24 protein-coding genes are annotated in these 26178 nt (G+C 71.7%); 13 read left to right on the top strand and 11 right to left on the bottom strand.

Going from position 1 to position 26178, the window contains the following annotated elements; all coding sequences use genetic code 11:
* The first annotated feature begins 23 nt into the window (after positions 1 to 23).
* From E1182_RS11000 to mshC, 3 genes are all read left to right on the top strand, one after another.
* A complete protein-coding gene (locus E1182_RS11000; protein WP_132263701.1) occupies positions 24 to 593 on the top strand; it encodes a DUF3090 domain-containing protein in 570 nt (189 codons plus the stop codon).
* Positions 590 to 1408: an SCO1664 family protein gene (locus E1182_RS10995; protein ID WP_132263699.1), complete on the top strand. Its 819-nt coding sequence runs from the start codon at positions 590 to 592 to the stop codon at positions 1406 to 1408. The genes E1182_RS11000 and E1182_RS10995 overlap by 4 nt, the downstream gene beginning before the upstream one ends.
* A 65-nt stretch (positions 1409 to 1473) precedes the next feature.
* Positions 1474 to 2712, top strand: a complete 1239-nt coding sequence (gene mshC / locus E1182_RS10990) for a cysteine--1-D-myo-inosityl 2-amino-2-deoxy-alpha-D-glucopyranoside ligase (protein WP_132263697.1) — start codon at positions 1474 to 1476, stop codon at positions 2710 to 2712.
* A 241-nt stretch (positions 2713 to 2953) separates the two neighbouring features.
* Here the strand turns inward: mshC and E1182_RS10985 are convergent, their stop codons facing one another.
* From E1182_RS10985 to E1182_RS31045, 3 genes are all read right to left on the bottom strand, one after another.
* Entirely contained in the window at positions 2954 to 3745 is a 792-nt protein-coding gene (locus E1182_RS10985) for a GntR family transcriptional regulator (protein WP_132263694.1), read from the bottom strand.
* A 126-nt stretch (positions 3746 to 3871) separates the two neighbouring features.
* On the bottom strand, positions 3872 to 4741 hold the full coding sequence (locus E1182_RS10980) for a PAC2 family protein (RefSeq protein WP_132263692.1): 870 nt from the start codon (positions 4739 to 4741) through the stop codon (positions 3872 to 3874).
* Positions 4738 to 4884, bottom strand: coding sequence for a hypothetical protein (locus E1182_RS31045; protein ID WP_165942579.1), 147 nt, complete (start codon positions 4882 to 4884; stop codon positions 4738 to 4740). The genes E1182_RS10980 and E1182_RS31045 overlap by 4 nt, the downstream gene beginning before the upstream one ends.
* 168 nt (positions 4885 to 5052) lie before the next feature.
* On the opposite strand from E1182_RS31045, the gene metH reads away from it, so the two are divergent.
* On the top strand, positions 5053 to 8568 hold the full coding sequence (gene metH, locus E1182_RS10975; RefSeq protein ID WP_207921352.1) for a methionine synthase: 3516 nt from the start codon (positions 5053 to 5055) through the stop codon (positions 8566 to 8568).
* A gap of 835 nt (positions 8569 to 9403) precedes the next feature.
* Positions 9404 to 9997: a lytic polysaccharide monooxygenase gene (locus E1182_RS10970; RefSeq protein WP_132263732.1), complete on the top strand. Its 594-nt coding sequence runs from the start codon at positions 9404 to 9406 to the stop codon at positions 9995 to 9997.
* Between the two features lie 124 nt (positions 9998 to 10121).
* Here E1182_RS10970 and E1182_RS10965 read toward each other — a convergent pair whose 3' ends face one another.
* The 3 genes from E1182_RS10965 to E1182_RS10955 form a co-directional block, all read right to left on the bottom strand.
* Positions 10122 to 10628 carry an AAA family ATPase gene (locus E1182_RS10965; protein WP_132263690.1) on the bottom strand — a complete coding sequence of 169 codons (507 nt, stop codon included), beginning with the start codon at positions 10626 to 10628 and terminating at the stop codon, positions 10122 to 10124.
* Between the two features lie 473 nt (positions 10629 to 11101).
* Positions 11102 to 11287, bottom strand: coding sequence for a hypothetical protein (locus E1182_RS10960; protein ID WP_132263688.1), 186 nt, complete (start codon positions 11285 to 11287; stop codon positions 11102 to 11104).
* Positions 11288 to 11314: 27 nt separating this feature from the next.
* A complete protein-coding gene (locus E1182_RS10955) occupies positions 11315 to 12379 on the bottom strand; it encodes a sigma-70 family RNA polymerase sigma factor (protein ID WP_132263686.1) in 1065 nt (354 codons plus the stop codon).
* A gap of 74 nt (positions 12380 to 12453) precedes the next feature.
* Between E1182_RS10955 and E1182_RS10950 the strand changes: the two genes are divergently transcribed.
* The 4 genes from E1182_RS10950 (at position 12454) to E1182_RS10935 (ending at position 15237) form a co-directional block, all read left to right on the top strand.
* The gene (locus tag E1182_RS10950; protein ID WP_132263684.1) at positions 12454 to 13287 is read left to right on the top strand and encodes an alpha/beta fold hydrolase; all 834 of its coding nucleotides are present in this window, start codon (positions 12454 to 12456) and stop codon (positions 13285 to 13287) included.
* Positions 13288 to 13339: 52 nt separating this feature from the next.
* Positions 13340 to 13546 carry a hypothetical protein gene (locus tag E1182_RS10945; protein ID WP_132263682.1) on the top strand — a complete coding sequence of 69 codons (207 nt, stop codon included), beginning with the start codon at positions 13340 to 13342 and terminating at the stop codon, positions 13544 to 13546.
* Between the two features lie 153 nt (positions 13547 to 13699).
* Positions 13700 to 14458, top strand: coding sequence for a neutral zinc metallopeptidase (locus tag E1182_RS10940; RefSeq protein WP_243706156.1), 759 nt, complete (start codon positions 13700 to 13702; stop codon positions 14456 to 14458).
* Between the two features lie 131 nt (positions 14459 to 14589).
* Complete coding sequence (locus E1182_RS10935) at positions 14590 to 15237, top strand: HAD family phosphatase (protein ID WP_132263730.1); 648 nt, start codon at positions 14590 to 14592, stop codon at positions 15235 to 15237.
* A 106-nt stretch (positions 15238 to 15343) separates the two neighbouring features.
* Here E1182_RS10935 and E1182_RS10930 read toward each other — a convergent pair whose 3' ends face one another.
* The 4 genes from E1182_RS10930 to E1182_RS10915 all read right to left on the bottom strand — a co-directional run bounded on the left by E1182_RS10930 (position 15344) and on the right by E1182_RS10915 (position 20814).
* Positions 15344 to 17899 carry an ABC transporter permease gene (locus tag E1182_RS10930; protein WP_132263678.1) on the bottom strand — a complete coding sequence of 852 codons (2556 nt, stop codon included), beginning with the start codon at positions 17897 to 17899 and terminating at the stop codon, positions 15344 to 15346.
* On the bottom strand, positions 17899 to 18666 hold the full coding sequence (locus E1182_RS10925) for an ABC transporter ATP-binding protein (protein WP_132263676.1): 768 nt from the start codon (positions 18664 to 18666) through the stop codon (positions 17899 to 17901). Before E1182_RS10925 ends, E1182_RS10930 begins: the two co-directional genes overlap by 1 nt.
* A gap of 303 nt (positions 18667 to 18969) precedes the next feature.
* A complete protein-coding gene (locus E1182_RS10920) occupies positions 18970 to 19656 on the bottom strand; it encodes a response regulator transcription factor (RefSeq protein ID WP_132263674.1) in 687 nt (228 codons plus the stop codon).
* Between the two features lie 240 nt (positions 19657 to 19896).
* A complete protein-coding gene (locus E1182_RS10915; protein WP_132263672.1) occupies positions 19897 to 20814 on the bottom strand; it encodes a PD-(D/E)XK nuclease family protein in 918 nt (305 codons plus the stop codon).
* Positions 20815 to 20991: 177 nt separating this feature from the next.
* Between E1182_RS10915 and E1182_RS10910 the strand changes: the two genes are divergently transcribed.
* The 3 genes from E1182_RS10910 (at position 20992) to E1182_RS10900 (ending at position 23702) form a co-directional block, all read left to right on the top strand.
* Positions 20992 to 22050, top strand: coding sequence for a M50 family metallopeptidase (locus E1182_RS10910; RefSeq protein ID WP_132263727.1), 1059 nt, complete (start codon positions 20992 to 20994; stop codon positions 22048 to 22050).
* Positions 22047 to 23048, top strand: a complete 1002-nt coding sequence (locus tag E1182_RS10905) for a tRNA (adenine-N1)-methyltransferase (RefSeq protein ID WP_371687534.1) — start codon at positions 22047 to 22049, stop codon at positions 23046 to 23048. The genes E1182_RS10910 and E1182_RS10905 overlap by 4 nt, the downstream gene beginning before the upstream one ends.
* An 81-nt stretch (positions 23049 to 23129) precedes the next feature.
* Positions 23130 to 23702, top strand: a complete 573-nt coding sequence (locus tag E1182_RS10900; protein WP_132263669.1) for a hypothetical protein — start codon at positions 23130 to 23132, stop codon at positions 23700 to 23702.
* A 139-nt stretch (positions 23703 to 23841) separates the two neighbouring features.
* Here E1182_RS10900 and E1182_RS10895 read toward each other — a convergent pair whose 3' ends face one another.
* A complete protein-coding gene (locus tag E1182_RS10895) occupies positions 23842 to 24138 on the bottom strand; it encodes a ferredoxin (protein ID WP_132263666.1) in 297 nt (98 codons plus the stop codon).
* 177 nt (positions 24139 to 24315) lie between these two features.
* Between E1182_RS10895 and arc the strand changes: the two genes are divergently transcribed.
* Positions 24316 to 26097, top strand: a complete 1782-nt coding sequence (arc, locus tag E1182_RS10890) for a proteasome ATPase (protein WP_132263663.1) — start codon at positions 24316 to 24318, stop codon at positions 26095 to 26097.
* The last annotated feature ends 81 nt before the right edge of the window (positions 26098 to 26178 follow it).

Raw genomic sequence — 26178 nt, 5'->3', positions numbered from 1 at the left:
ACGCTCCGGATAGGGTCGTGGGTATGACCCACCAGGTGCACGCTTTCGAGCCGCCGGAGCGGTTCGTCGCCGGGACGGTCGGGCCACCGGGGGAGCGCACATTCTTCCTCCAGGCGCGCGGCGGGGGCCGGTTGGTCAGCGTCGCGCTGGAGAAGGTCCAGGTGTCGTTGCTGGCCGAGAAGCTGGAGGAGCTGCTCGCCGAGGCGCAGCGCCGCTTCGGCGTCGAGCTGCCCGAGGCACCGGCCGCGCCCGACGACAACGACCCGCTGGACACCCCGGTCGACGAGGAGTTCCGGGTCGGCACCCTCGGGCTGGCCTTCGACGTCGACACCGCCACGGTGGTGATCGAGGCGATCGCCGCCGGGGAGGCGGAGGCCGAGGTCGAGCTCGCCGACGACGCCGACGACGAGGACGTGGAGCCGGACGACGACCTCGACCGGCTCCGGGTACGGCTGACGCCCCAGGCGACCCGTGAGTTCATCGAGCGGGCCCGCCGGGTGGTCAACGCCGGCCGCCCGCCCTGCCCACTCTGTGGCCAGCCGCTCGACCCGGCCGGCCACCTCTGCCCGCGGCACAACGGCTACCACCGGTGACCTCGTCGGAGTTGCAGCCCCGCCACGACGGCAGCGCAGCGCTCCGGTTGCTGCGCGACGGTGACCTCGACATCGAGGGGCGGTTGGCCGACGCGTCCAACGCCACCCTGCGCGGCATCCTCACCCTCGACGGGCAGACGGCCCGCTGCGTCTACAAGCCGGTGCGCGGGGAACGCCCGCTGTGGGACTTCCCCGACGGCACCCTGGCCGGCCGGGAGGTCTCCGCGTACCTGGTCTCCCGGGCCACCGGGTGGGATCTGGTCCCGCCGACGGTGCTGCGCGACGGCCCGTTCGGCCCCGGCTCCTGTCAGCTCTGGATCGACGAGCCGTCCGACGCCGAGCCGCTGGTCGGTTTCGTCCCCGCCGAGGCGGTGCCGCCGCGCTGGTTTCCGGTCGCCGCCGCCCGGGACGACGACGGCGCCGCGTACGCCCTGGCTCACGCCGACGATCCGCGCCTGGCCCGGCTGGCGGTGCTCGACGCGGTGCTCAACAACGCCGACCGCAAGGGCGGGCACGTGCTGGTCGGTCCGGACGACCGGCTCTACGGCGTCGACCACGGCGTCTGCTTCCACGTCGAGGAGAAGCTGCGTACCGTCCTGTGGGGCTGGGCCGGCCGACGGTTGCCGCCGGACGCGGTGCGGATGCTCGACACGCTCGCCGGGCAGGTCACCGGCGACCTGGGCGAGGAACTGGCCGAGCACCTGACCGTCGGCGAGGTCGCCGAGCTGGCGGCGCGGATCGACCGGTTGCGGGAAACCGGCCGTTACCCACAGCCTTCGCGGGACTGGCCCGCGATGCCGTGGCCGCCCATGTAGTTCTGTCGTCTTGATCACCCGTGCGGTGCGGCGTGGGGGGTCGACGGCTGGTTAGGCTGACGGTCATGGAGTCTTGGGCGGGACACGAGGTGCCACGGCTGCCGGGTGCGGGCGTCGCACTGAGCTTGTACGACTCGGCCCGGCGCGGTGTTCACCCGGGCCGGCCGGACGGCACCGCGACCATGTACGTCTGCGGCATCACCCCGTACGACGCCACCCACCTCGGCCACGCCGCCACCATGATCACCTTTGATCTGGTGCAGCGGATGTGGCGCGACGCCGGCCTGACCGTGCGGTACGTGCAGAACGTCACCGACATCGACGATCCGCTGCTGGAACGGGCCGCCCGCGACGGCGAGGACTGGAAGGTCCTGGCCATGCGCGAGACGGCGCTGTTCCGGGAGGACATGGAGGCGCTGCGGATCATCCCGCCGGCGTACTACGTCGGGGCGGTGGAGTCCATCCCGGACATCGCCGACCGGGTCCAGGAACTGCTCAAGGATGGTGCGGCGTACCGGCTCGACGACGGCACCGGCGACGTCTACTTCGACATCAGCGCCGTGCCGGCGTTCGGCTACGAGTCGAACCTGACCCGGGAACAGATGTTGGAGATCTTCCCGGAGCGCGGCGGCGACCCGGACCGCGCCGGCAAGCGCGACCCGCTGGATCCGCTGCTGTGGCGCGGTGCCCGCGCCGGCGAGCCGTCCTGGCCCGGCGGCGAGCTGGGCGCCGGCCGACCCGGCTGGCACATCGAGTGCGCGGTGATCGCGTTGAACCTGCTCGGCGACCGGATCGACGTCCAGGGCGGCGGCAACGACCTGCTCTTCCCGCACCACGAGTGTTCCGCCGCGCACGCGGAGCGGCTCACCGGCGAGGCGCCGTTCGCCCGTCACTACGTGCACGCCGGAATGATCGGCCTGAACGGCGAGAAGATGTCGAAGTCCAGGGGCAACCTGGTCTTCGTCTCCCGGCTACGGGCCGACCGGGTGGACCCGATGGCCGTCCGGCTCGGGCTGATGGCCGGCCACTACCGCGCCGACCGCTCCTGGACCGACGACCTGCTCGTCGACGCCGGGGAGCGGCTGGCCCGCTGGCGGCAGGCCGCCGCCGCGCCCGCCGGGCCGTCCGGAGAGACGTTCCTGGCCGGGGTACGCGCCCGGCTCGCCGACGACCTTGACAGCCCGGGCGCCCTGGCCCTGGCCGACGAGTGGGCCGACCGAGCCCTCGCCGGCGCGGGCGACGACACGGCGGCACCCGCCCTCTTCCGCACCACGGTGGACGCCCTGCTCGGCATCCGCCTCTGATCCACCCCGCCCCGTCGCCCCGGACCGCCGTGGTCCTGGCCTGCCCTGCCGCTGTCCGGCGCCTCCTGGCCTGCCCAGCTCCGCCCGGCGTCGTTGTGATCGACTCCCCTGTGCGCAAGTGGGGAGGTCCGGCTCGCGGGACACCTGCCGCAATGGAAGCCGATCATGCCCGGAGCCGGAGCCGGAGCCGGAGCCGGAGCCGGAGCCGGAGCCGGAGCCGGGCTCGCGGCGGGCCGGACGGTCAACCGAGGACGAGGCCGGGGTCGGGGTCCGGCTCCGGTGCCGGCGCGGGGATGCGGTACTCCTCGGTGAGGGTGGTCATCGGACCGGGCCAGGTGGCCTGGGCGACCTCGATGGGCTTGCGGTCGCCGTCGAAGGCGACGTGCAGCAGGTGCAGTACCGGGGTGTCGGGGCGGATCTGGAGGGTCTCGGCCTCCTCCCGGCTGGGCTGCCGGGCGCTGATGGTGTCGGTGGCCGAGACGTACCGGCGGCCGGTGGCCTCCTCGGCCTCCTGGTAGAGCGGGCGGCCGAACGCCTCGGCCCGCTCCAGTGAGGTACCGGCGGTGTCCCTGGGCAGGAACCAGGAGGCACCGACCTCGACCGGTGAGTCGTCGGTGCGGACCAGGTGCCGGCGGCAGAGCAGGTCGGTGCCGTCGGGTACGCCGAACGCGTCGGCGACCTCCGGCGGGGCCGGCGCGCGTCCGACGGAGACGAGCTGTTGCCGGTATCGGGCGGCCAGGTCGGTGTGGTAGCCGCGGAAGCCGCCGTACCGGCCCCGGGACAGCCGGTTGAGCCGGCGTCGGGTGCCCCGCACGTACGTACCCGAGCCGGGTTTGGTGATCAGGATGCCCTCGACCCGCAGCTGGTCGACGGCGCGTTGCACGGTCTGCTTCGCCACGCCGAACATCTCGGCGATGGCCGGGATGGACGGCAGCCGCTCGCCCGGCCCCCAGTCGCCGCGGCGCACCTGGGCCTTGAGCTGTGCGGCGATCTGCCGGTGCGGGAACTCGGCGGCCCCCGGGTTGATCTGCACACCCGCCTCCTCAAGAACAGCTAGGTTCCTAGGATGCCCTAGAGGTGGTGACGCCGCCACCCCGGACACACGAAACCGGGCTCTGGACGGCAATCCGTCCAGAGCCCGGTCAGGCGGAAGAGGGGGCTACCAGGAGCCGGCGGTCGGACCGGCCGAGCCTCCCCGGCGGCGCAGGTACTTCTCGAACTCCTGGGCGATCTCGTCGCCGGTCAGCGGGGTGATGCCGGCGTCGCCGACGCGTTCCTCCAGCTCACGGACGTACTCGCCGAGTTCGGCGTCCTGCTCGGCGGCGCCGCGTACCCGCTGCTCCCACTCGGCGGCCTCCTCCGCCAGATCGGTCATCGGCACCGGCAGGTCGAGGACCTCCTCGACCCGGTGCAGCAGCGCGAGGGTGGCCTTCGGGCAGGGCGGGTTGTTGGCGTAGTGCGGCACGTGCACCCAGAAGGAGACGGCGTCCACCTCGGCCCGGGTGCACGCGTCGTGCAGCACCCCGACGATGCCGGTCGGCCCGTCGTACCGGGTGGGGGTGAGCTGGTAGCGCCGGGCGGCCTCGGCGTCGGAGGCGCTGCCGCTGATCGGCAGCGGCCTGGTGTACGGCACATCGGCCAGCAGCGCGCCGAGCAGCACGACCCGCTCCACCTCGAGGCTGTGGCAGATCTCCAGTACCTGCTCGCAGAAGGTGCGCCAGCGCATGCTCGGCTCGATGCCCCGGATCAGCACCACGTCCCGCTCGGTGCCCTCCGGGCTGGCCACCATGAACCGGGTGGTGGGCCACTCGATCCGACGGGTCTCGCCGTCGGCCATGCTGATGGTCGGCCGGCTGACCTGGAAGTCGTAGAAGTCCTCCGGGTCCAGCTCGGTGACCTGGCGGGCCTGCCAGACCTGCTCCAGGTGCTCCACGGCGGCGGTGGAGGCGTCCGCGGCGTCGTTCCACCCCTCGAAGGCGGCGATCGCCACCGGGGACCGCAGCACCGGCAGCCCGTCGAACTCGGTCACGCCGTCACCTCGCCCTGCTCGTCGGTGCCGGCGGCCGGCCGGTGCCCGCTCGGTTGGCCGCCTACGACAGCTCCAGCTCGGCGCGTCTGGCGCCGCGCCGCGACCTGGAGCTGTCGCGCGGTCGCGTCGCTGATGTCCTTCACGTCCGCCAGCCTACGTCCCGGGGCGCCATGCGGCCCGTCGGCCGCGCCGGCCCGCCACCCCGGTCGGCACGGCAAATGGTACGAAACGGATGTGCTGCTCCGTTGACACAATGTGGGACCGCTCATGGGTCTCGACGGAACACCGGGACATCAGATTAACCTGATGCCGTGCGGACTTCGTTGCTGGATGTGCTGGCCGACCGGATCCTCATCGCCGACGGGGCGATGGGCACCATGTTGCACGCCGCCGACCTGTCTCTCGACGACTACGACGGGCTGGAGGGGTGCAGCGAGATCCTCAACGTCACGCGTCCCGACGTGGTGCGTGGCGTGCACGAGGCGTACCTGGCCGCCGGTGCGGACTGCGTCGAGACGAACACCTTCGGGGCGAACCTGTCCAATCTCGGTGAGTACGGCATCGAGGGGCGGATCCGGGAGCTGTCCGAGGCCGGGGCCCGGCTGGCCCGGGAGGCCGCCGACGCGTACGCCACGGCCGAGCAGCCCCGCTTCGTCCTGGGCTCGATCGGCCCCGGCACCAAGCTGCCCACCCTGGGCCACGCCGCGTACGCCACGCTGCGCGACGCGTACGTGCAGAACGCCGCCGGGCTGATCGCCGGCGGCGTGGACGCGCTGATCGTGGAGACCTGCCAGGACCTGCTCCAGATCAAGGCCGCGGTGGTCGGCTCGAAGCGGGCCATGGCCGAGCTGGGCCGGCAGGTGCCGATCATCTGCCACGTGGCCGTGGAAACCACCGGCACCATGCTGCTGGGCAGCGAGATCGGCGCGGCGTTGACCGCGATCGAGCCGCTGGGCGTGGACCTGATCGGGCTCAACTGCTCCACCGGGCCGGCCGAGATGGGCGAGCACCTGCGCTACCTGTCCCGGCACTCGCGGATCCCGCTGTCGGTGATGCCCAACGCCGGCCTGCCGGTGCTGACCGCCGACGGGGCGTACTTCCCGCTGACCCCGGTCGAGATGGCCGACGCCCTGCAGCGGTTCGTCGCCGAGTACGGCGTCTCGCTGGTCGGTGGCTGCTGCGGAAGCACCCCGGAGCACATCCGGGTGCTGGTCGAGCGGCTGCGCGGTACCGCTCCGGTGGCCCGCGAGCCGCAGCCCGAGGCCGGCGTGTCGTCGATCTACCACCACGTGCCGTTCGCCCAGGACGCCAGCGTGCTGATGGTGGGGGAGCGGACCAACGCCAACGGCTCCAAGGCGTTCCGCGACGCGATGCTCGCCGCCGACTGGCAGGCCTGCGTGGAGATCGCCCGCAGCCAGGCCCGGGACGGCTCGCACCTGCTGGACCTCTGCGTCGACTACGTCGGCCGGGACGGCACCACCGACATGCGGGAGCTGGCCGGGCGGTTCGCCACCGCCTCCACGCTGCCGATCATGCTGGACTCCACCGAGCCGGCGGTGGTCGAGGCCGGGCTGGAGATGCTCGGCGGCCGGTGCGTGGTCAACTCGGTCAACTTCGAGGACGGCGACGGCCCCGACTCCCGCTACGGCCGGGTGATGCCGGTGATCCGCGAACACGGCGCGGCGGTGGTGGTGATGTGCATCGACGAGGAGGGGCAGGCCCGTACTGCGGTGGACAAGGTCCGCATCGCCTCACGGATCGTCGACGACCTGACCGGCCGGTGGGGCATGCGGCTGCCGGACATCATGGTCGACACGCTCACCTTCCCGATCTCCACCGGTCAGGAGGAGACCCGCCGGGACGCGATCGAGACCATCGAGGCGATCCGGGAGATCACTCGCCGGTACCCGGGCATCAACTTCACGCTGGGCATCTCGAACGTCTCCTTCGGTCTCAACCCGGCGGCCCGGCAGGTGCTCAACTCGGTGTTCCTGCACGAGTGCGTGCAGGCGGGGCTGACCAGCGCGATCGTGCACGCCAGCAAGATCCTGCCGATGTCGAAGATCCCCGAGGAGCAGCGTGAGGTCGCCCTCGACATGGTCTACGACCGCCGCCGCGAGGGGTACGACCCGCTCCAGCGGTTCATCGAGCTGTTCGAGGGCGTCGACGCGGCGTCGGCGCGGGCGAGCCGGGCCGAGGAGCTGGCCGCGCTGCCGTTGGAGGAGCGGCTCAAGCGGCGCATCATCGACGGGGAGCGCAACGGCCTGGAGGCCGACCTGGACGAGGCGATGGCCACCGGCCGGACCCCACTGTCGATCATCAACGACATCCTGCTCGACGGCATGAAGGTCGTCGGTGAGCTGTTTGGCTCCGGGCAGATGCAGCTGCCGTTCGTGCTCCAGTCCGCCGAGGTGATGAAGACCGCGGTGGCGTACCTGGAGCCGCACATGGACAAGGCCGACGACGGCGGCAAGGGCCGGATCGTGCTGGCCACCGTCAAGGGCGACGTGCACGACATCGGCAAGAACCTGGTCGACATCATCCTGTCGAACAACGGCTACGAGGTCGTCAACATCGGCATCAAGCAGCCGATCAGCGCGATCCTCGACGCCGCCGAGGAGCACCGCGCCGACGCGATCGGCATGTCCGGGCTGCTGGTCAAGAGCACCGTCATCATGAAGGAGAACCTCGCCGAGATGGCCTCGCGCGGGTTCGCCGAACGCTGGCCGGTGCTCCTGGGCGGTGCGGCGCTGACCCGGGCGTACGTCGAGGACGACCTGCGGGCGATGTTTCCCGGCCAGGTGCACTACGCCCGGGACGCCTTCGAGGGGCTGTCCCTGATGGACCGGGTGATGGCCGCCAAGCGTGGCGGGGCGCCCGTGGTCGACCCGGAGCGGGAGGCGGCGCTGGCCGCGCGGCGGGCCCGCCGGGAGAAGCAGCGGGCGACGGTACGGGAGGCGTTGCCCGAGCTGGACGACGCCTCGGTCCGCTCCGACGTGGCCGCCGACGTGGAGGTGCCCACCGCGCCGTTCTTCGGCACCCGGGTGGTCAAGGGGGTGCCGCTGGCCGAGTACGCGGCACTGCTCGACGAGCGGGCCACCTTCCTCGGCCAGTGGGGCCTGCGAGGTGCCCGCGGCGGCCAGGGCCCCTCGTACGAGGAACTGGTGGAAACCGAGGGGCGGCCCCGGCTGCGCTACTGGCTGGACCGGCTGATCGCCGACAAGGTGCTGGAGGCGGCGGTCGTCTACGGCTACTTCCCGGCGTACTCGGAGGGCAACGACCTGGTGGTGCTCGACGAGAACGGCCACACCGAGCGGGCCCGGTTCTCGTTCCCCCGGCAGCGGCAGGAGCGGCGGCTGTGCCTGGCCGACTTCTTCCGGCCCAGGGGCGACCAGCTGGACGTGGTGGCGTTGCAGTTGGTCACGGTCGGGCAGCCGATCAGCGAGTACACCGCGAAGATGTTCGCCGCCAACGAGTACCGCGACTACCTGGAGGTGCACGGCCTGTCCGTGCAGCTCACCGAGGCGCTCGCGGAGTACTGGCACCGGCGCATCCGCAGCGAGCTGACCCTGCCCGGCGGGCGTACGGTCGCCGACGACGACCCGGCGGACCTGGCCGGCCTGCTGCGTACCGACTACCGGGGCTGCCGGTACGCGTTCGGCTACCCGGCCTGCCCGGAGCTTGAGGACCGGGCGAAGATCGTGGAGCTGCTGGGCGCGGAGCGGATCGGCGTGCACCTGTCCGAGGAGTTCCAGTTGGTGCCGGAGCAGGCCACCGACGCCATCGTGGTGCATCACCCGGAGGCCAACTACTTCAACGCCAAATAGGATTCGACTCGGCGGCCCGGAGCTGCGCCTGCTGGAACGGCTCATCCACGCGCTCGCGCTCGCTGGCAGCGGCTGGCTGAGCCGCCGCCGGGATGCCGGCCGGGATCGGGGCGGCCCTGATCGTGGGCGGTATCGATATTCACAGTGTCGGTGAGCTCTGGCAGGCGGCCGGCGGGTTCGAGGCATCCAACGTGCTCGCCCCACCCGAGGCGCGACCTGTGGCGCGACGCCGACCTGACCGACGCCATCACGGTGCATACCGTGATCGCCACCCGGCTGCCGGTCGAGGAAGACGGCTCCATCTGGCTGACCGCCCGTGCCTGGACCGTTCGCGGACGCGTTGCCTGAGCGGAACAGCACGGTTCCACAGTTGATCTTCAACCTGTGTGACGAGCACCCACCGCACTGGCCATAGTGGATCTGCGGCATTCGTGATCCGGACACCGAACGGCCCTGCCCACCGGTTCGACTGCGGCTGGCCGAGCACGACGGCTCGGACCGGCTGATCCTGTCGTTCTGAATCGCGGTGGCGCCGACGGCCCACCGATCGGTCAATTGTTGATCGCGAGGGCTGTCGGATTCCGCCGGTCCGAAGCGGACAGATCTTGAATCGCGCTCGGCAGCGTTCCCAGTCAACTCGACCAACGCCGATACTTATCGATAACAGTTGATGCCTCGGCTTGTCGGTGCGATGCTGGTGGAGGCACCCCCATGCTGATTCCGAACGCCGAAGAATGGAGGACCCACCGTGCGTTCCCCCAAGCCCGATCAATCCGGCCGGCGATCCCGGCCAGCCGTCCGCCAGGCCCTCCGAGGGCTTGCACTGCTGCTCACCATGGTGGTCGGTGTGCTGCCATGGAGCGGCCCGGCGCAAGCCCACGGCACCATCGTCAGCCCGGCAAGTCGCGCCTACCAGTGTTGGAAGACCTGGGGAAGTAACCACATGAGCCCGGCCATGCAGCAACAGGACCCTATGTGCTGGCGGGCGTTCCAGGCCAACCCTGACACCATGTGGAACTGGATGAGCGCCCTGCGGGACGGTCTGCGCGGAAACTTCCAAGGAGCGACCCCCAACGGGCAGCTGTGCAGCAACGCCCTTTCCCGCAACGACAGCCTGAACCAGCCCGGACCGTGGAAGACGACCAACGTCAGCCGCAACTTCACCATCCACCTGTACGACCAGGCCAGCCACGGCGCTGACTTCTTCCGGGTCTACGTCAGCAAGAACGGGTTCAACCCCACCACCCAGCGCCTCGGTTGGGGAGACCTCGACTTCATCACCCAGACCGGGCGCTACGCGCCGGCCAAGGATATCCGGTTCAACGTCTCCACCTCCGGATACACCGGACACCACGTCCTCTTCGTCATCTGGCAGGCATCCCACCTCGACCAGACCTACATGTGGTGCAGCGACGTGAACTTCGTCTGATCGGCACCAGCGACAGCCATCACACCTCTCCGGCCCAGGACAGTGTCCTGGGCCGGAGAGCCCGATCGCTGCACCCAGCCTTGAGTCACGCTCACCGATAGCGCCGCTACTCCTGTTCGTCCGATTATCGGACGTGTGCTGCCACGGCGTCCGCGACCTGTTCGGGTGCTTGAGGCGCGTCGATGAGGTGGGCGTCGATCAGGCCGGCGAAGGTGGTCAGCGCCTGCCGGACATGGTCCTGGCGCCAGTGGCGCGGCCCGGTCTCGACGTGGTCGGCGTCGATGCGTGCGCGTAACTGCGGTTCGGGCAGGGTGAGCACGACCTCGCGGAGTTCGACGCCGGCGGCGCGGATGCCGCCGAAGACTTCGTCTCGGTATTCCGGGTTGATCAGGCTCATCGGGGCGATCCGGGTACCCGGATGGTGCTGGGCCAGGCCGGTCACGGTCTGGACGACCAGATGCCGCCACAGCGGTAGGTCCTGGAAGTCGCCGGTCCGGGACTCGACGAACGACACGAGCAGGTGGCCGACGTACTTGGGGTCGACAACCCTGGCGCCGTCGAGGCGTTTCGTCAGGAGACCGGCCGTCGTCGTCTTCCCGGCACCGAAGGCACCGTTGACCCAGACAATCATGGCCGTCAGTGTGTCTTCGACCCTGGCGAGGCGGATCGTTGACGTGCTCGTCAGGCGGCTCGCAGGCACGCCCTCCGACGCCGGTACCACGGTTGAGGTCACCCGCCCGCCGGAAACTGCCCTACAGTCGGCTGCACAGGTCGGCGGAGGTATCCCGAATGGACGCAAGCGACGAGAAGACGTTCCGCACGTCCGCCCGCCTCATGTTCCTGTTCATGCTGCTGATCGGCCTGCTGGCCTGGGTCTTCGTCCAAGCCGTGCTGGCGCTCGTCGCCGGGCGGCTGCCGGCCGACCTGACGAGCGTCGCCGTGTCGGGCGTCCTCTACGCCGTCCTCTTCAGCGCCTTATCGCTCGTCCTGCACCGCAGGAACTGGCCATCTGTGCACATCACCGGTCCGGCGCTGTGGCTCGGTGAGAAGGGGCGGACGGCTGTCCTCCCGTGGCAGGCAATCCAGTCGGCGGCGGTCCGCCGTTCAGGCCCGTTCGCTGTCCTCCAGGTCACTCTGCACCCCGAAGCGGTCGTGCCATCCGCCACGACGCTCCGCCCACGGATCCGTGCCGGCCAGTCTGTCTACACGATCAGCGTCGGCCTGCTTCGGCCCGCGACGGGCGTCCTGCGTACAGAACTTGCCCGCCGCCTGCCACAGGTCGCCCCGCATTCTGACTCCCGCTCGCGGAGCCGCTGGTCAACCGGCGGGGATCGAGGGCGGCGTGGTGGCCGGCAGTGTCGCCGGCAACCCGAGTCGGGTGACGTGTTCGGTGCCGACGAACGAGGTGATCTCGGCGATCCGCCCGTCGCGCACTGTCAGGACGCCGACCGACCAGGCCGAAAACGGGCCCTGCCCGGCACGCCGTAGGTAGGAAACGACGGTGGGCTGGCCGTTCGCGGCGGCCGGCAGGTGCCGCCACTGACCGCAACTGGTGAACGGCACCGCCCGGGCGAAGTCGGTGACCGCCGCCAGCCCCCGGTACCAGTGCGGTATCGGCGGCATCGACCAGGTGACGTCCTCGGTGAGCAGAGCAACCAGCGCCGGTGCGTCACCGTTCTCCAGGGCGGTGGCGTAGCCGTCGACGAGCTGCCGCAGCCGGGCGTCGTCGAGCTGGCGCAGCGTCCGCTGCTGGCTGGGCTCGGGCACCCGGTCGGCCACGATCCGGCGGGCCCGGGCCAGGGCGGAGTTCACCGACGTGACCGACGTGGCCATCATGGCGGCGATCTCGGCAGCGGAGAACCCCAGCACCTCGAAGAGCAGCAGCGCGGCCCGCTGGTTTCCCGGCAGGTGTTGCAGGGCCGCGACGAACGCCAGCTCGACCGCCTCGCGCTGTTCGTAGCGGGCGTGCGGGACGGCGGGTGCGTCGGGCAGGCCGGCGTCGGGGTAGGGGCCGAGCCAGGCGACGTCGGTGACCGGTGTGTCGTCGGTCACGGCCCGCTCGCTGGCCGGGCCGAGGTCGACGGGCATCGCCCGGCGGTTCCGGCCGGCCACCGCGTCCAGGCAGGTGCGGGTGGCCACCGTGTACAGCCAGGACCGCACCGAGCTGCGCCCCTCGAAGCGGGGCAGTCCTCGCCAGGCTCGCAGCAGCGCCTCCTGCAGGGCGTCGTCGGCGTCGTGGGTCGACCCGAGCATCCGGTAGCAGTGCGCGTGCAGCTCCCGGCGCAGCGGGGCCACCAGCTCCGCGAACGCGCCCTGGTCGCCGTCGGCTGCCCGGGCCAGCACCGAACCGGGTACGGCTGGGTCCGCCGGAGAAGTCGCCATCACGAGCGACGATTCTGCCGTACGCCGGAAGTCTCCATTGCGAACGCATCCCGCGTCACCAACTGGAGGACCCGATGAGCACCACTTCCACCGGCACCGTCACCGTCGCGACCCTCAAGGTCGCCGACGGTCTGCTGCACTACGAGGTACGCGGGCGGGGCCCGCTGCTGGCGCTGGTCGGCGCCCCGATGGACGCGGCGGCGTTCGCGCCGTTGGCCGAGCTGCTGGCCACCGACCACACCGTGCTCACCACCGACCCTCGTGGCATCAACCGCAGCCGCCTGCACGACCCGGAACAGGACTCGACGCCCGAACTGCGCGCCAACGACCTCGCCCGGCTCGTCGCCCACCTCGACCTCGGGCCGGCCGCCGTGCTCGGTTCCAGCGGCGGCGCGGTCACCGCGCTGGCCCTCGCCCAGGCCCACCCGAAGGTGGCGCACACCGTGATCGCCCACGAGCCACCCCTGGTGACGCTCCTCGACGACGCCAAGGAGATCCTCGCCCGGGAGGAGGACATGATCGCCACGTACCTCGGCGGGGACCGGCTCGGGGCGTGGCGCATGTTCCTCACCAACGCCAACATCCAGCTGCCCGAGGAGGCCGTCCTGGCCATGTTCGGCGGCGAACCGGATCCGCAGGCGGCCGCCGACGAGCGCTATCAGTACCTGCACATGCTGCGCGGCACCACCCGGTTCCGGCCCGAGGTGGCCGCGCTGCGCGACGGGCCCACCCGGGTGCTCGTCGGCCTCGGCGAGCAGTCCACCGACGAGCTGTGCGACCGTACGTCGCGGGTGTTGGCCGCGTCGCTGGGCGACGAACCGACGATGTTCCCCGGCGGGCACATCGGCTTCGTCGACGACCCGGCGGCGTTCGCCGTCCGGCTGCGGGAGGTCCTCGCCGCCGGCTGACCGCGCGACGGCGAGGGCGGCTGGCGGTGGGCTGGCTCCTACCGTGGGTCGCATGACGACGGTGTGGATGGTGCTCGGAATCGGTGCAGTGGTGCTGGCCGGGGTGTGTGGCTGGGTGGCCTGGCGGGACCGGGTGCGCGTCCCCGGCGCGGAGGAGCGGGCCGCCGGGCAGGCGGCGCTGACCGACCAACAGTGGTACGAGCGGCAGCGGTACGCCGCCCAGCACCACACGGTCATCCGCAACGACCGCTCGCAGTGACGTCGACGGCCGGAGGGCGGCGACGTCGGGCACGACTGTGCGCGGACGGCGATGCCGCGCCGTCCGCCTGTGGTCAGGGCGGCCTCCGCGCGGCATGATCGTCACGCGATACGGGTACCGGGCCGTATCGGTGAGGAGCCTGGGGAGGCAGCGGTGACGGCACGCGGGCGACGGCGGTCGCGGGGCTCACTGGCGGGTCTGGTGGCGGCCCTGGTCGCCGTCGGCTGCGCGGCCGGCGGGGTGGGGCAGGGTGGCCCGCAGCAGCCACCGAACGAGCCCCGCCCGCAGCCGACCCGTACGGCCGCCTCGCCCGACGCGTCGACCACCCGCGCCGACGGCACCACCAGCGTGGCGGAGTTCAAGGAGGACATCCAGGGCGCGGTCCGCATCGCCGAGCGCTACTGGGCCGCCCAGTTCCGGGCCTCCGGGCGGCCGTTCACCCCGATCCGCCGGATCATCCCCTACCAGCGGGAGGGGGAGGTCGCCTGCGCCGGTCAGCCGGTGCCGCGCAACAACGCGGTCTACTGTTCGGCCGCCGACTACATCGCCTACGACGTCAACTGGTCGGTGGCCGCGTTCCGGCAGGTCGGCGACGCGTTCGTGTTCTACCTGCTGGGCCACGAGTACGCCCACGGCATCCAGGTGCGCATGGGCACCCGCTACAGCTTCACCATCCAGCAGGAACTCCAGGCCGACTGCATGGCCGGGGCGTACCTGGGTGACTCGGTGCGCAACGGGCAGCTCGAACTCCAGGACGGCGACCTGGACGAGTTCCGCGACGGGCTGCTCGCCGTCGGCGACGATCCCGACCAACCCTGGTTCGCCGAAGGGTCGCACGGTACCGCCGAACAGCGCACCGACTCGTTCTTCCGCGGCTACGAGAACTCCCTGCGCGCCTGCGGCCTCGGCTGACCCCGAGCCCGCCGGTTGACCTGCGTCACTGGTGCCCGGTCCGCCCCGACGCCGCGCCCGGGGGGTTGGCAGGATCGGTGCGGTCGCCGCACCCGCAGGAGGATCCGTTGAGCAGCACACACCCCGCCGCTGTGCTCTTCGACATGGACGGCACCCTGGTCGACAGCGAGAAGCTGTGGGATGTCGCGCTGTGCGAGCTGGCCGCCGAGTACGGCGGGAAGCTGTCCGGGCAGGCCCGCCGCGCCATCGTCGGCACCAGCATGGCGGAGGCGATGCGCATCCTGCACGACGACCTCGGCCAGCCCGAGCGGGACCCGCGGGTCAGCGCCGCCTGGATCGACGCCCGCATCCTGCAGCTGTTCCGCACCGGGCTGCGTTGGCGGCCCGGCGCGCTGGCCCTGCTGCAGGCGGTACGCGCCGCGGGCATCCCCACCGCTCTGGTGACCTCCAGCGGTCGCGCCCTGGTCGAGATCGCCCTGGACACCCTCGGGCGGGACAGCTTCGACGCGGTGGTCTGCGGTGACGAGGTGGACGCCGCCAAGCCCCACCCCGAGCCGTACCTGACCGCCGCCCGGCTGTTGGACGTGCCGATCGCCCGCTGCGTGGCGATCGAGGACTCGCCGACCGGGGTGGCCAGCGCGCTCGCCGCCGGTGCGGCGGTGCTGGCGGTGCCGGCGGAGGCACCACTGCCGCCGACGGACGGCGTGCACCAGGTGCAGAGCCTGACCGGTGCGGACCTGGAGCTGCTGGCGGCGCTGCTCGGCGACCCGCCGTCCTGACCGTGCCGGTTGCGGCACCTCGGGGCTGACCAGCGGTTGAAATCCCCCGGGATGCCGTAGATCGGGACGGGGCCCCGCCGGCAGCGGCGGGGCCCCGAGCGACCGGTCAGTCGTGCGCGATCGCGCCGAGCACGTTGATCCGCGCGGCCCGGACCGCCGGCAGCACCGCCGCGACCACCCCGATGATCGCGGCCAGGCCGAGGAAGAGACCCATCTGCCCCCAGGGCAGGACCAGGTCGCTGATCCCCTCGTCCTTGAGCGCCTCGACCACCGCCGCCCCGAGGCCGGTGCCGACCGCCACGCCCAGCAACGCCCCGAAGACCGAGATCACCACCGCCTCCACGGTGATCATCCGCATGGTCTGCGCCCGGCGCAGCCCGATCGCCCGCAGCAGGCCCAGCTCCCTGGTCCGCTCCAGCACCGACAGGGCGAGGGTGTTGATGATGCCCAGCACCGCGATGACGATGGCCAGGGCCAGCAGGATCTGGATCATCTGGAGCAGGCCGTCCAGTTGGCTGGTCTGCTGCTTGATGAAGGCGGCCCGGTCAGCCACCGACACCTGGGGGTTGTCGGCGAGCAACGTCTCGACCTGTGGGCGCACGTCCTCGACGCGGGCGCCGGGGGCCAGTTGCAGGAAACCCTGGATCGGCTGCGGAATGGCGAAGTCCCGCGCCGCCTGCGGCGGCAACACCACCGGGCTGGTCAGCTCGGTGCTCTGGTAGATCCCGCTGACCGTGTAGGTGCGGGCCTCGCCCCGGGACAGCTGGACGGTGACCCGCGAGCCGACCGACACGTTGCGGGACTTCGCGGTGTCGGAGCTGAACAGCATCTGGTCCGGCCCCAGTCGGCTGATGTCACCGGCGGTGGCCTTCGCGCTGAAGATCCGCTCCAGGGCGGCGACGTTGCTCGACACCGCCACCCAGGTTGCCTTGCCGTCGACCTCCGCCATGTCGCCGTACTCGCCGTCGACCAGTTGGACGCCCGGGATGGCGGCGGCCTGCTCCAGCACCGCCGGGTCGAAGCTCGGCGGGCGCGGCCCGGACTGCACCCCGGAGATCACCAGCTCGGCGTTGATCTGGTCCTCGGCCAGGGCGCTGATGCTGCTCTTGGCCGAGTCGAGGATCACCGTCACGCCGGTGACCAGGGCGATGCCCACCATCAGCGCCGCCGCGGTGATCGCGGTGCGGCGCGGGTTGCGACCGGAGTTGAGCCGGCCCAGCTTGCCCGGCACCGACCAGGCGAACACCGCCCCGAGCAGGCCGACCACCGGCCGGCTGATCAGCGGGGTCAGCAGCGCCACCCCGATGAAGGCGAAGAACACCCCGCCGAGGATGGTCTGCAGGGTGAGGTCGCCCGCGTTGCCGCTGAGCCCCAGGAACAGCAGCGTCGCGCCGATCGCGGTGACGATCCCGCCGGACACCGTGACCTTCGTCAACGGGCGGTCCGGGGTCGCCACGTCCTGCATGGCGGCGATCGGCGGGATCCGCGCGGCACGCAGCGCCGGCAGCAGCGCCGCCACCACCGTGATCACCAGACCCACTCCGAAGGCCCCGATGACCGCCGCCGCCGGCACGCCCAGCCCGGCCAGGGCGAGCCCGCCGGCCAGCTCGCCGAACAGGTACGCCAGCAGCGCGCCCACGCCGATGCCGGCGGCCAGCCCCAGCACGGAGGCGATCAGCCCCACCGCGATGGCCTCCAGCACCACCGAACCGATGATCTGCCGGCCGCTGGCTCCGATGGCCCGCATCAGGGCCAGCTCCCGGGTGCGCTGGGCCACGATGATGGAGAAGGTGTTCAGGATGAGGAAGGTGCCCACCAGCAGCGCCACGGCGGCGAAACCGAGCAGGATCTTGTTGAAGAAGGACAGCCCTTCCTTCAGACCGGCCGCGGCGTCGGCCGACATCTGCTCGCCGGTCCGCACCTGGTAGCCGTCGCCGACAGCGGCGGCGATGTCGTCGCGCAGCTTCTCCTCGCCGACGCCGTCGACGGCCTGAACGCTGATGTTGGTGAACACGTCCGGCTCACCGAGCATCAGTCGCTGCGCCACCGGGGTGGTGAAGGCGATCTCGTTGGCTCCGCCGAGGGAGTCCCGGCCACCGCTGAAGCCGAAGATCCCGACGAGGTGGAAATCTTCCTTCTTCGACTTGAAGGGGGTCTGTACGCCGACCCGGTCGCCGACCTTCACCCCCGCCGCCTGGGCGAGCGCCGCGTTGATGACGATCTCGTCGTCCGCGCGCGGCTCCCGGCCCTCGCGCAGCGTCAGCAGGTCGCTCTCGCCCAGCCAGTTCTCACCCAGCTGCGGCGGCCCGAACGAGGTGACCACCTTGCCGTTGCTGCCGATCATGAGTGCGCCGTCGGCGGCGATGATGCCGGTGGCCTCGGCCACCCCGGCAACCGTGCGGACCCGCTCCAGCAACGCGGCCGGGACGGGCGGGCTCACCGGCTCGCCCTCCAGCTCGTCGAGGGCGACCTTCGGCGTGGCGTTGACGTTGACGTCGACGTCCGCGTACGCGTCGGCGAAGACCTGGTCGAAGGAGCGGCCCAGGGTGTCGGTGAGCACGAACGCACCGGAGACGAACATGACGCCCAGTACCACCGCCAGGCCGGAGAGGACGAGGCGCACCTTGCGCGCCAGCAGGCTCTTCCACGTCGCGCGGAACATCAGCGCGCCACCTCGACCGGAGCGTCGAGCTTCTTCATGGTGTCCAGCACGGTCTCGGCGGTCGGCTCGATCAGCTCCGAGACGATCTGCCCGTCGGCGAGGAAGACCACCCGGTCGGCGTACGCGGCGGCGGTCGGGTCGTGGGTGACCATGACGATGGTCTGCCCGTGCTCGCGTACCGAGTTGCGTAGGAAGTTCAGCACCTCCGCCCCGGAACGCGAGTCGAGGTTGCCGGTCGGCTCGTCGGCGAAGATCACCTCGGGGCGGGCGACCAGCGCCCGCGCGCACGCCACCCGCTGCTGCTGGCCGCCGGAGAGCTGCGCCGGACGGTGTCCCAACCGGTCCCGCAGACCGACCGTGTCGATCACCGTGTCGTACCAGGCCGGGTCGGGTTTGCGGCCGGCGATCGACATCGGCAGCAGGATGTTCTCCTGTGCGGTCAACGTCGGCAGCAGGTTGAACTGCTGGAAGATGAAGCCGACCTTGTCGCGGCGCAGCCGGGTCAGGCCGGCGTCGCCCAACCCGGTGACGGTGGTGTCGCCGATCATCACGGTGCCCCGGGTGACCGAGTCCAGCCCCGCCAGGCAGTGCATCAGCGTGGACTTGCCCGAACCCGACGGACCCATGATCGCGGTGAACCGGCCGCGTTCGAACTCCGCGCTCACCCCGCGCAGCGCCATCACCTGCGCCTCGCCGCTGCCGTACACCTTCCACACGTCGTTGGCCCGGGCCGCGACCTGCGCCTCGCGGCCTACCGTCGCCGTCACGTCATCTACCTCTTCCGTCTGCTGCGGTCATCCCCACCGCCCCCGCTGGCCGGTGGGGTCCATCCCATCCTCACCCGGGCCGGTCGGTGATCCGTCCGTCCGTGGGCTGATCTCCGGCCGGATTCCCGCTGCGGGTCGACCCCGGCGCCGACTCAGGGTTGCCCCTGAGTCGGCGGCGCCGCGGCATACCGACCGGGGGCATCGAACGCCACATCAGGCCAACTCCACGACCCCGTCTCGCGTCACGGTAGGTGACGGCCACAATGCGCGGCCACCTCTTTCCGGGCCGCCGCGCGGCGCGGCTCAGGCCCGCGGGCGTACCAGCCCGGTCTCGTACGCCAGCACCACCGCCTGCACCCGGTCGCGCAGGCCCAGCTTGGTCAGCACATGCCCGACGTGGGTCTTGACGGTGGTCTCGCTGACCGACAGCACGGCGGCGATCTCGGCGTTGGACAGCCCTCGGGCCACCTGGACCAGCACCTCCCGTTCCCGCCCGGTCAGTACGCTCAACGCCGTCGGCGGGGCCGCGGCCGGGTCGGCTAGCACGGCGGCGAAACGGTCCAGCAGCCGACGCAGGATCCGGGGCGTCACCACCGCCTCCCCGGCGGCCACCACCCGGATCGCGGTGACCAGATCCTCCGCCGGCACATCCTTGGCCAGCAGGCCGCTGGCCCCGGCGCGCAGCGCGCCCAGCACGTACTCGTCGAGGTCGACCGTGGTCAGCACGAGCACCCGCACCGGCAGTCGGGCCTCGACGATCGCCCGGGTGGCGGCCGCGCCGTCCAGCCGCGGCATCCGGACGTCCAACAGCACCACGTCCGGCAGCAGTCGCCGGGCCAACTCCACGGCCTCCCGGCCGTCGCCCGTCTCGCCCACCACGTCCAGGTCCGCCTCGGCGCCCAGCACCGTCCGGAAGCCGGTCCGCAGCAGCGGCTGGTCGTCGGCGAGCAGGATCCGCACCGGACGTACCGGCACCCCGTGGTCGCTCATCGCCCTCCCTGTCGTGCTGGCTGCCGCGTGGGGCACCGGCCGGCGCGGCGCAACCCCGGGGGCGCCGGCGCCGGGGCGGAACGCTGCGCCGGCGCACGCCCGGTACCGGGAAACGGCCCGCAGCCTGCGAGGCGCCCCGACCCGTCACCCACGGTTGCGTGCTTGCACGCGGGATACTGCCACCAGCGCGCCAGCCGACCGGTCAGGCCGCCGCCGCCGCCGGTGGGGCGGGGCGGCGGGTCACTCGTCGGCGCCGGGAGCGGCCGGGCCGGACCGGGCGTCGCGCAGCGGGTCGGGCACCGCCGCCGGCTGCGGGAACGGCGGCGGGGTGCCGCCGAAGCTCGGGCAGAGCGCCTGATGGTTGCACCAGTCGCAGAGCCGGCTGGGCCGGGGCCGGAAATCCTGCCGCTGGGTGGCCTGCTCGATCGCCTGCCAGAGCGCCACCACCGTGCGCTCGAAACGCAACAGCTCCTCGGCGTCGGGGGAGTAGTCGCAGACCTCGGCGTCCTTCAGGTAGAGCAGGCGCAGCACCCGCGGCACCACACCCCGGGTGCGCCACAGCACCAACGCGTAGAACTTGAGCTGGAACAACGCCCGCGCCTCGAAGGCCTCCCGGGGCGCGCCGCCGGTCTTGTAGTCGACCACCCGCAGCGCGCCGTCGGGCGCGACGTCGAGCCGGTCGAGGTAGCCCCGGATGAGCAGCTCGTCGTCGACCACCGCGGAGATCAGGCTTTCCCGCTCGGCCGGCTCCAACCGCCGTGGATCCTCCACCGCGAAGTAGCCCCGCAGCAGCGCCGCCGCCGAGCGCAGGAACTCGGCGGTGCCGGCCTCGTCGGCGGGGTCGAACAGGGCGGCCAGCTCCGGCTGCTCGGTGACCAGCCGGTCCCACTGCGGGGCGACCAGGTCACCGGCGGCATCCGGGGTGCGCCCGGGTGCCGGCAGGTCGAACAGCCGCTCCAGCACGGCGTGCACCAGGGTGCCCCGGGCCTGCTCCAGGCTGGGACGCTCGGGCAGCCGGTCGATGCTGCGGAACCGGTAGAGCAGCGGGCAGGTCTTGAAGTCGGCCGCCCGTGACGGCGACAACGACGCCCGGACGGTGGCCGGCAGCGCGGCCGGGGCGCCAGAGCCCTGCTGGTCAGTCACCGGTTCCGCCGTCATGCCCCGAAGGGTAGGGCACCGGTGTGACAGGCCGGTCGTCGCCGCACCGGAGCATGATCCGCACCGCGTAGCATCGGGGCGGTGAGCGTCCCCGACCGATCCGCACGCCCCGCCCGTCGGCGCGGCGGCCTGGGCGTGGGCCGGGTCTGCGGGGTCCCGCTGCGGATCAACCTGTCGATGCTGCTGTTGGCGTTGCTCGTCACGGTGGTGTACGCGCGGTTCGCCGGCGAGCGGCTGGACCTGACCCCGCTGGGCGGGTTCCTGATCGGCCTCGGGTTCGTCGTCTCGCTGCTCGGGTCCGTCCTGCTGCACGAGCTGGGCCACGCGCTGACCGCCCGCCGGTACGGCATCGGCGTCCGGGGCATCACCCTCGAACTGCTCGGCGGCTACACCGAGATGGAGTCCGACGCCCCCAACCCCCGGGTCGAGCTGCTGGTGTCCCTGGCCGGGCCGGCGGTCTCGGCGGTGCTCGGCGCCCTCGGCGTCGGTGTCACCCTGGCCCTGCCCGACCGCACCCTCGCCCACCAACTCGCCCTGCAGTTGGCGCTGAGCAATGCCGTCGTGGCGGCCTTCAACGTCCTGCCCGGGCTGCCGCTGGACGGTGGCCGGGCGCTGCGCGCCGCGATCTGGGCGGCCACCCGGGACCGGCACCGGGCCACCGAGGTGGCCGGCTGGGTCGGCCGCGCCGTCGCCGTCGGCACCGTGGGGTCGGTCGTGCTGCTCACCGTCGAGCGGATCCTGGTGCCGCTGGCGCTGCCGCTGATGCTGCTGGTCGCCGTCACGCTGTGGCGCGGGGCCGGCCAGTCCATCCGGTACGCCAGGATCAGCCGCCGGGTTCCCCTGATCGACCTGGCCCGGCTGACCCGTCCCGTCTTCGGGGTGCCCACCGGCACCCCGCTGGCCGAGGCCCAGCGCCGGCACGCCGCGCAGGCGCCCCCGGGCGCGGCGGTGGCCGTGCTCGACGGCGCCGGTCGCCCGGTCGCCCTGGTCGATCCGGCGGCGGCCGAGGCGGTACCCCCGCCGCGCCGGCCCTGGCTGGCCGTGGACGCGGTGGCCCGCTCGCTGGACCAACTGCCGGTGTTGCCGGCCGGGCTCGACGCCGAGCGGGTGATGGCCGCCGTGCAGGCCCACCCGGCCGCACGGTACGTGGTGACGGCAGGCGAAGATGTGGTCGGCGTTCTGCACGTCGCGGATCTGGCACAGGTCCTCGAACCCACACGGAAGTTGAACAGGTGACCGCACACTCCTCCGCCCTCCCGGCCGCCCCGGACACCCTCGTCGCCGTCCCGGAGCTGCCTCCGGCGCACCGGGGGCCGTTCCGCCCCGGTGACCGGGTCCAGCTGACCGATCCGAAGGGCCGGATGCACACGGTCGTCCTGGAGCCCGGCAAGGAGTTCCACACCCATCGCGGCATCCTGCGGCACGACGCGCTGATCGGTCAGCCCGACGGCAGCGTGGTGACCACCGCCGGTGGGGGGACGGCCTTCCTCGCGCTGCGTCCGCTGCTGTCGGACTACGTGCTGTCCATGCCGCGCGGCGCCCAGGTGATCTACCCGAAGGACTCGGCGCAGATCGTCGCGATGGGTGACATCTTCCCCGGTGCCAAGGTCCTGGAGGCCGGCGCCGGCTCGGGCGCGTTGAGCTGTTCGCTGCTGCGGGCCGTGGGCACCGGCGGCGAACTGCACTCGTACGAGGTGCGCGAGGACTTCGCGCAGATCGCCAGGCGCAACGTCGAGGCGTTCTTCGGCGCCCCGCACCCGGCGTGGCGACTGCACGTCGGTAATGTCGCCGACTGCGCCGAGACCGGGTTCGACCGGATCATCCTGGACATGCTCACCCCGTGGGAGACGCTCGACATGGTCGAGCGGGCGCTGCTGCCCGGCGGTGTGTTCATCGGTTACGTGGCGACCACCCCGCAGCTGTCCGAGCTGGTGGAGGCGCTGCGCGAGCGCGGCGGCTGGACCGAGCCGAGGGCCTGGGAGTCGCTGGTGCGCGACTGGCATGCCGAGGGGCTGGCCGTCCGCCCGGACCACCGGATGATCGCGCACACCGCGTTCCTCGTCTCCGCGCGTAAGCTCGCACCGGGCGTCACCGCCCCGCCGCGGCGTCGCAAGCCCAGCAAGGGCGCCGAGGCGTACGCCGAGCGCCGGCAGGCGTTGCGCGCGGCCGAGGCGGCCCGTCAGGCGGCGGCCGGCTCGACGCCGGACGCGGCCGACGGGCCGGGGCTGCCGTGACGGCGTGGCGGGACGGCTGGCAGTGATCGGGCTGATTCCGTCGGCCGGTGCGGGTCGGCGGCACGACCTGGGGGAGATGTCATGAGTCGGCCGGGTTTCGGCGGTGGGGAGTTGCCGGCCGTGTTCCCGGACTGGTCGCCCTACACCGACCTGGAGTCGGCGGCGCGGGCCTACCTGCGCGATCCGGACATCGCGCTCGAGGCGCTGGGCGGGGTGTTGCGTGGGGCGTCCGTGCTCGGTTTCACGCTGGAACGTTTCGTCAACGAGGTCAACGGCGTCTGGCAGGAGGTCGTCGTCTGCGACGGCAGCCGGCTGGTGCTGTGGCACGGTGAGGACGTGCCGCCGGGGGAGGGGCCGGCCGGCGCGATGACCTCGTCGCTACGGGTGGTGCCGGTCTCCACGGTCACCGAGGTCGGCTGCCGACGCCGGCTGACCCGAACCGACAACGGCGAGGTGCGGGTCGACAGCATCGACGTCTACCTGCTGCTCACCTCGCTGGACGAGGCGCCGCCCGGTGACGAGGTCGCGGGCGTGCCGCGGCACGACGCGCTGCGCTTCGGCAAGACGCTCGACGACGGCGGAGCCGGTCAGATCGCTCGGTTGGAGGAGTTCGCCCGCCTGGTCGCCTCGGTGGTCGGTCGCCCGGTGCTGTGACCGACGGACCGGGGGAGGGCCACAGTCGCCGCCGTACGCGTCGATCATGAGGTTGGCGGGGAGCGGATGTGAGATCCGCGCCGTCGGCCTCATGATCGACCACGATGTCCGGCCGTGCTGTGCCCGTCGGCGCTGGCGGTCAGTCGTCCTCGGCCTCCGGGCCGGCCACCTCGACGCCGTCGCTGTCACGCACCACGTGGATGCACTCGCCGGGGCACTCCCGCGCCGAGTCGATCACCTCGAGGCGCAGGTGCCCGGGCACGTCCACCCGGCTGCCCGGGTTCAGCCGCAGCTCGCCGTCGGGGCCCTTGACGTACGCCAGACCGTCGACGTCGAACTCGAAGACCTCCGGCGCGTACTGCACGCAGAGCCCGTCACCCGTGCAGAGGTCCTGGTCCACCCAGACCTGAAGTTGGTCGGTCGCGACCTCGGTCACGCGGCACCCCCCATGTTCTCCCGTCCCACGTTTCGACGGTACCCGAACGCCCGGACCTGCCCCTCAGGCGTCCCTTCGCGATCAAGGTTCGGTGACGAGGGCGTTGCGTAGGACCGAATGGGCCTCATAGCGGCTAGTGTTAGGGCAGAACGTTCAAGCCCCCCGGGGAGGTGGGACGTGGCACGCAGCGACGACGCGGACTCGCGCGCCGCACGGTGGGAGAAGGAAGCCCACGATCTCTCCACGCAGGTCGCGTTCCTTCAAGAGGAACTCGCTCTGGTGCGGCGCAAGTTGACCGAAAGCCCCCGACACGTCCGGCAGCTCGAAGAGCGGCTGGCGGCCACCCAGGCACAGTTGGCGCGGCTCACCGAGAACAACGACCGGCTCGTGAGCACCCTCAAGGAGGCTCGCGCGCAGATTGTGACGCTCAAGGAGGAGATCGACCGCTTGGCGCAGCCGCCGAGCGGGTACGGTGTCTTCCTCTCGCGGCACGACGACGGCACGGTGGACATCTTCACCGGCGGACGCAAGCTCCGGGTGGCCGTCTCCCCCTCGTTGGACGCGACGGAGTTGCAGCGCGGGCAGGAGGTCCTGCTCAACGATGCGCTCAACGTCGTCGACGCGTTCGGTTACGAGCGGGTCGGCGAGGTGGTGATGCTCAAGGAGATCCTCGCCGGGCCGGACGGCGCACCGGGTGACCGGGCGCTGGTGGTCTCGCACTCCGACGAGGAGCGCATCGTGCACCTCGCCGAGACCCTGATCGGCGCACCGATCCGGGCCGGCGACTCGCTCATGATCGAGCCCCGCTCGGCGTACGCGTACGAGCGGATCCCGAAGAGCGAGGTCGAGGAACTGGTCCTGGAGGAGGTGCCCGACGTCGACTACACCGACATCGGTGGCCTCCAGGCGCAGATCGAGCAGATCCGCGACGCGGTGGAGCTGCCCTTCCTGCACGCCGACCTGTTCCGCGAGCACCAGCTCCGGCCGCCGAAGGGCATCCTGCTGTACGGGCCGCCAGGTTGCGGCAAGACGCTCATCGCCAAGGCGGTGGCGAACTCGCTGGCGAAGAAGATCGCCGAGCGGGAGGGTAAGGAGAAGCACACCAGCTTCTTCCTCAACATCAAGGGCCCCGAGCTGCTCAACAAGTACGTCGGCGAGACCGAGCGGCACATCCGGCTGATCTTCCAACGAGCCCGGGAGAAGGCCAGCGAGGGCACCCCGGTCATCGTGTTCTTCGACGAGATGGACTCGATCTTCCGGACCCGTGGCTCCGGCGTCTCCTCGGACGTGGAGAACACCATCGTTCCGCAGCTGCTCAGCGAGATCGACGGTGTGGAGGGGCTGGAGAACGTCATCGTGATCGGTGCCTCCAACCGGGAGGACATGATCGACCCGGCCATCCTGCGTCCCGGCCGGCTCGACGTGAAGATCAAGATTGAGCGTCCGGACGCCGAGGCGGCCAAGGACATCTTCTCCAAGTACATTCTCTCCGGCCTGCCGCTGCACGCCGACGACCTGGCCGAGCACGGCGGCGACCCCCAGGCCACCGTCGCGGCGATGATCGACGCGGTGGTGCTGCGGATGTACTCCGAGACCGAGGAGAACCGCTTCCTCGAGGTCACCTACGCCAACGGTGACAAGGAAGTCCTCTACTTCAAGGACTTCAACTCCGGCGCGATGATCCAGAACATCGTCGACCGGGGCAAGAAGATGGCCATCAAGGAGTTCCTCACCTCCGGTCGCAAGGGGCTGCGCCTGCAGCACCTCCTCGACGCCTGCGTCGACGAGTTCCGCGAGAACGAGGACCTCCCCAACACCACCAACCCGGACGACTGGGCGCGCATCTCCGGCAAGAAGGGCGAGCGGATCGTCTACATCCGCACGCTCGTCTCCGGCGGCAAGGGCGCCGAGGCCGGCCGTTCCATCGAGACCGCCAGCAACACCGGCCAGTACCTCTGACCCTCGACGTACGAGAGGGACCTGCGGCGTGCCGTGGGTCCCTCTCGTACGTCACCAGACGTTAACTGGGCCGAGGGGTCC

It is taken from the genome of Micromonospora sp. KC721 (assembly GCF_004348355.1).
Lineage (GTDB): Bacteria > Actinomycetota > Actinomycetes > Mycobacteriales > Micromonosporaceae > Micromonospora.
Note: the sequence above shows the minus strand (reverse complement) of the source record. Positions and strands in the feature narration are given on the sequence as shown.

Bases quoted from the DNA above. Each gene is read 5' to 3' on its own strand.
- E1182_RS11000 (WP_132263701.1), top strand. From the start codon at position 24: ATGACCCACCAGGTGCACGCTTTCGAGCCGCCGGAGCGGTTCGTCGCC.
- mshC (WP_132263697.1), top strand. From the start codon at position 1,474: ATGGAGTCTTGGGCGGGACACGAGGTGCCACGGCTGCCGGGTGCGGGC.
- E1182_RS10970 (WP_132263732.1), top strand. From the start codon at position 9,404: ATGGTGGTCGGTGTGCTGCCATGGAGCGGCCCGGCGCAAGCCCACGGC.
- E1182_RS10965 (WP_132263690.1), bottom strand. From the start codon at position 10,628: ATGATTGTCTGGGTCAACGGTGCCTTCGGTGCCGGGAAGACGACGACG.
- E1182_RS10960 (WP_132263688.1), bottom strand. From the start codon at position 11,287: ATGCGGGGCGACCTGTGGCAGGCGGCGGGCAAGTTCTGTACGCAGGAC.
- E1182_RS10955 (WP_132263686.1), bottom strand. From the start codon at position 12,379: ATGGCGACTTCTCCGGCGGACCCAGCCGTACCCGGTTCGGTGCTGGCC.
- E1182_RS10950 (WP_132263684.1), top strand. From the start codon at position 12,454: ATGAGCACCACTTCCACCGGCACCGTCACCGTCGCGACCCTCAAGGTC.
- E1182_RS10945 (WP_132263682.1), top strand. From the start codon at position 13,340: ATGACGACGGTGTGGATGGTGCTCGGAATCGGTGCAGTGGTGCTGGCC.
- E1182_RS10930 (WP_132263678.1), bottom strand. From the start codon at position 17,899: ATGTTCCGCGCGACGTGGAAGAGCCTGCTGGCGCGCAAGGTGCGCCTC.
- E1182_RS10920 (WP_132263674.1), bottom strand. From the start codon at position 19,656: ATGAGCGACCACGGGGTGCCGGTACGTCCGGTGCGGATCCTGCTCGCC.
- E1182_RS10915 (WP_132263672.1), bottom strand. From the start codon at position 20,814: ATGACGGCGGAACCGGTGACTGACCAGCAGGGCTCTGGCGCCCCGGCC.
- E1182_RS10910 (WP_132263727.1), top strand. From the start codon at position 20,992: ATGCTGCTGTTGGCGTTGCTCGTCACGGTGGTGTACGCGCGGTTCGCC.
- E1182_RS10900 (WP_132263669.1), top strand. From the start codon at position 23,130: ATGAGTCGGCCGGGTTTCGGCGGTGGGGAGTTGCCGGCCGTGTTCCCG.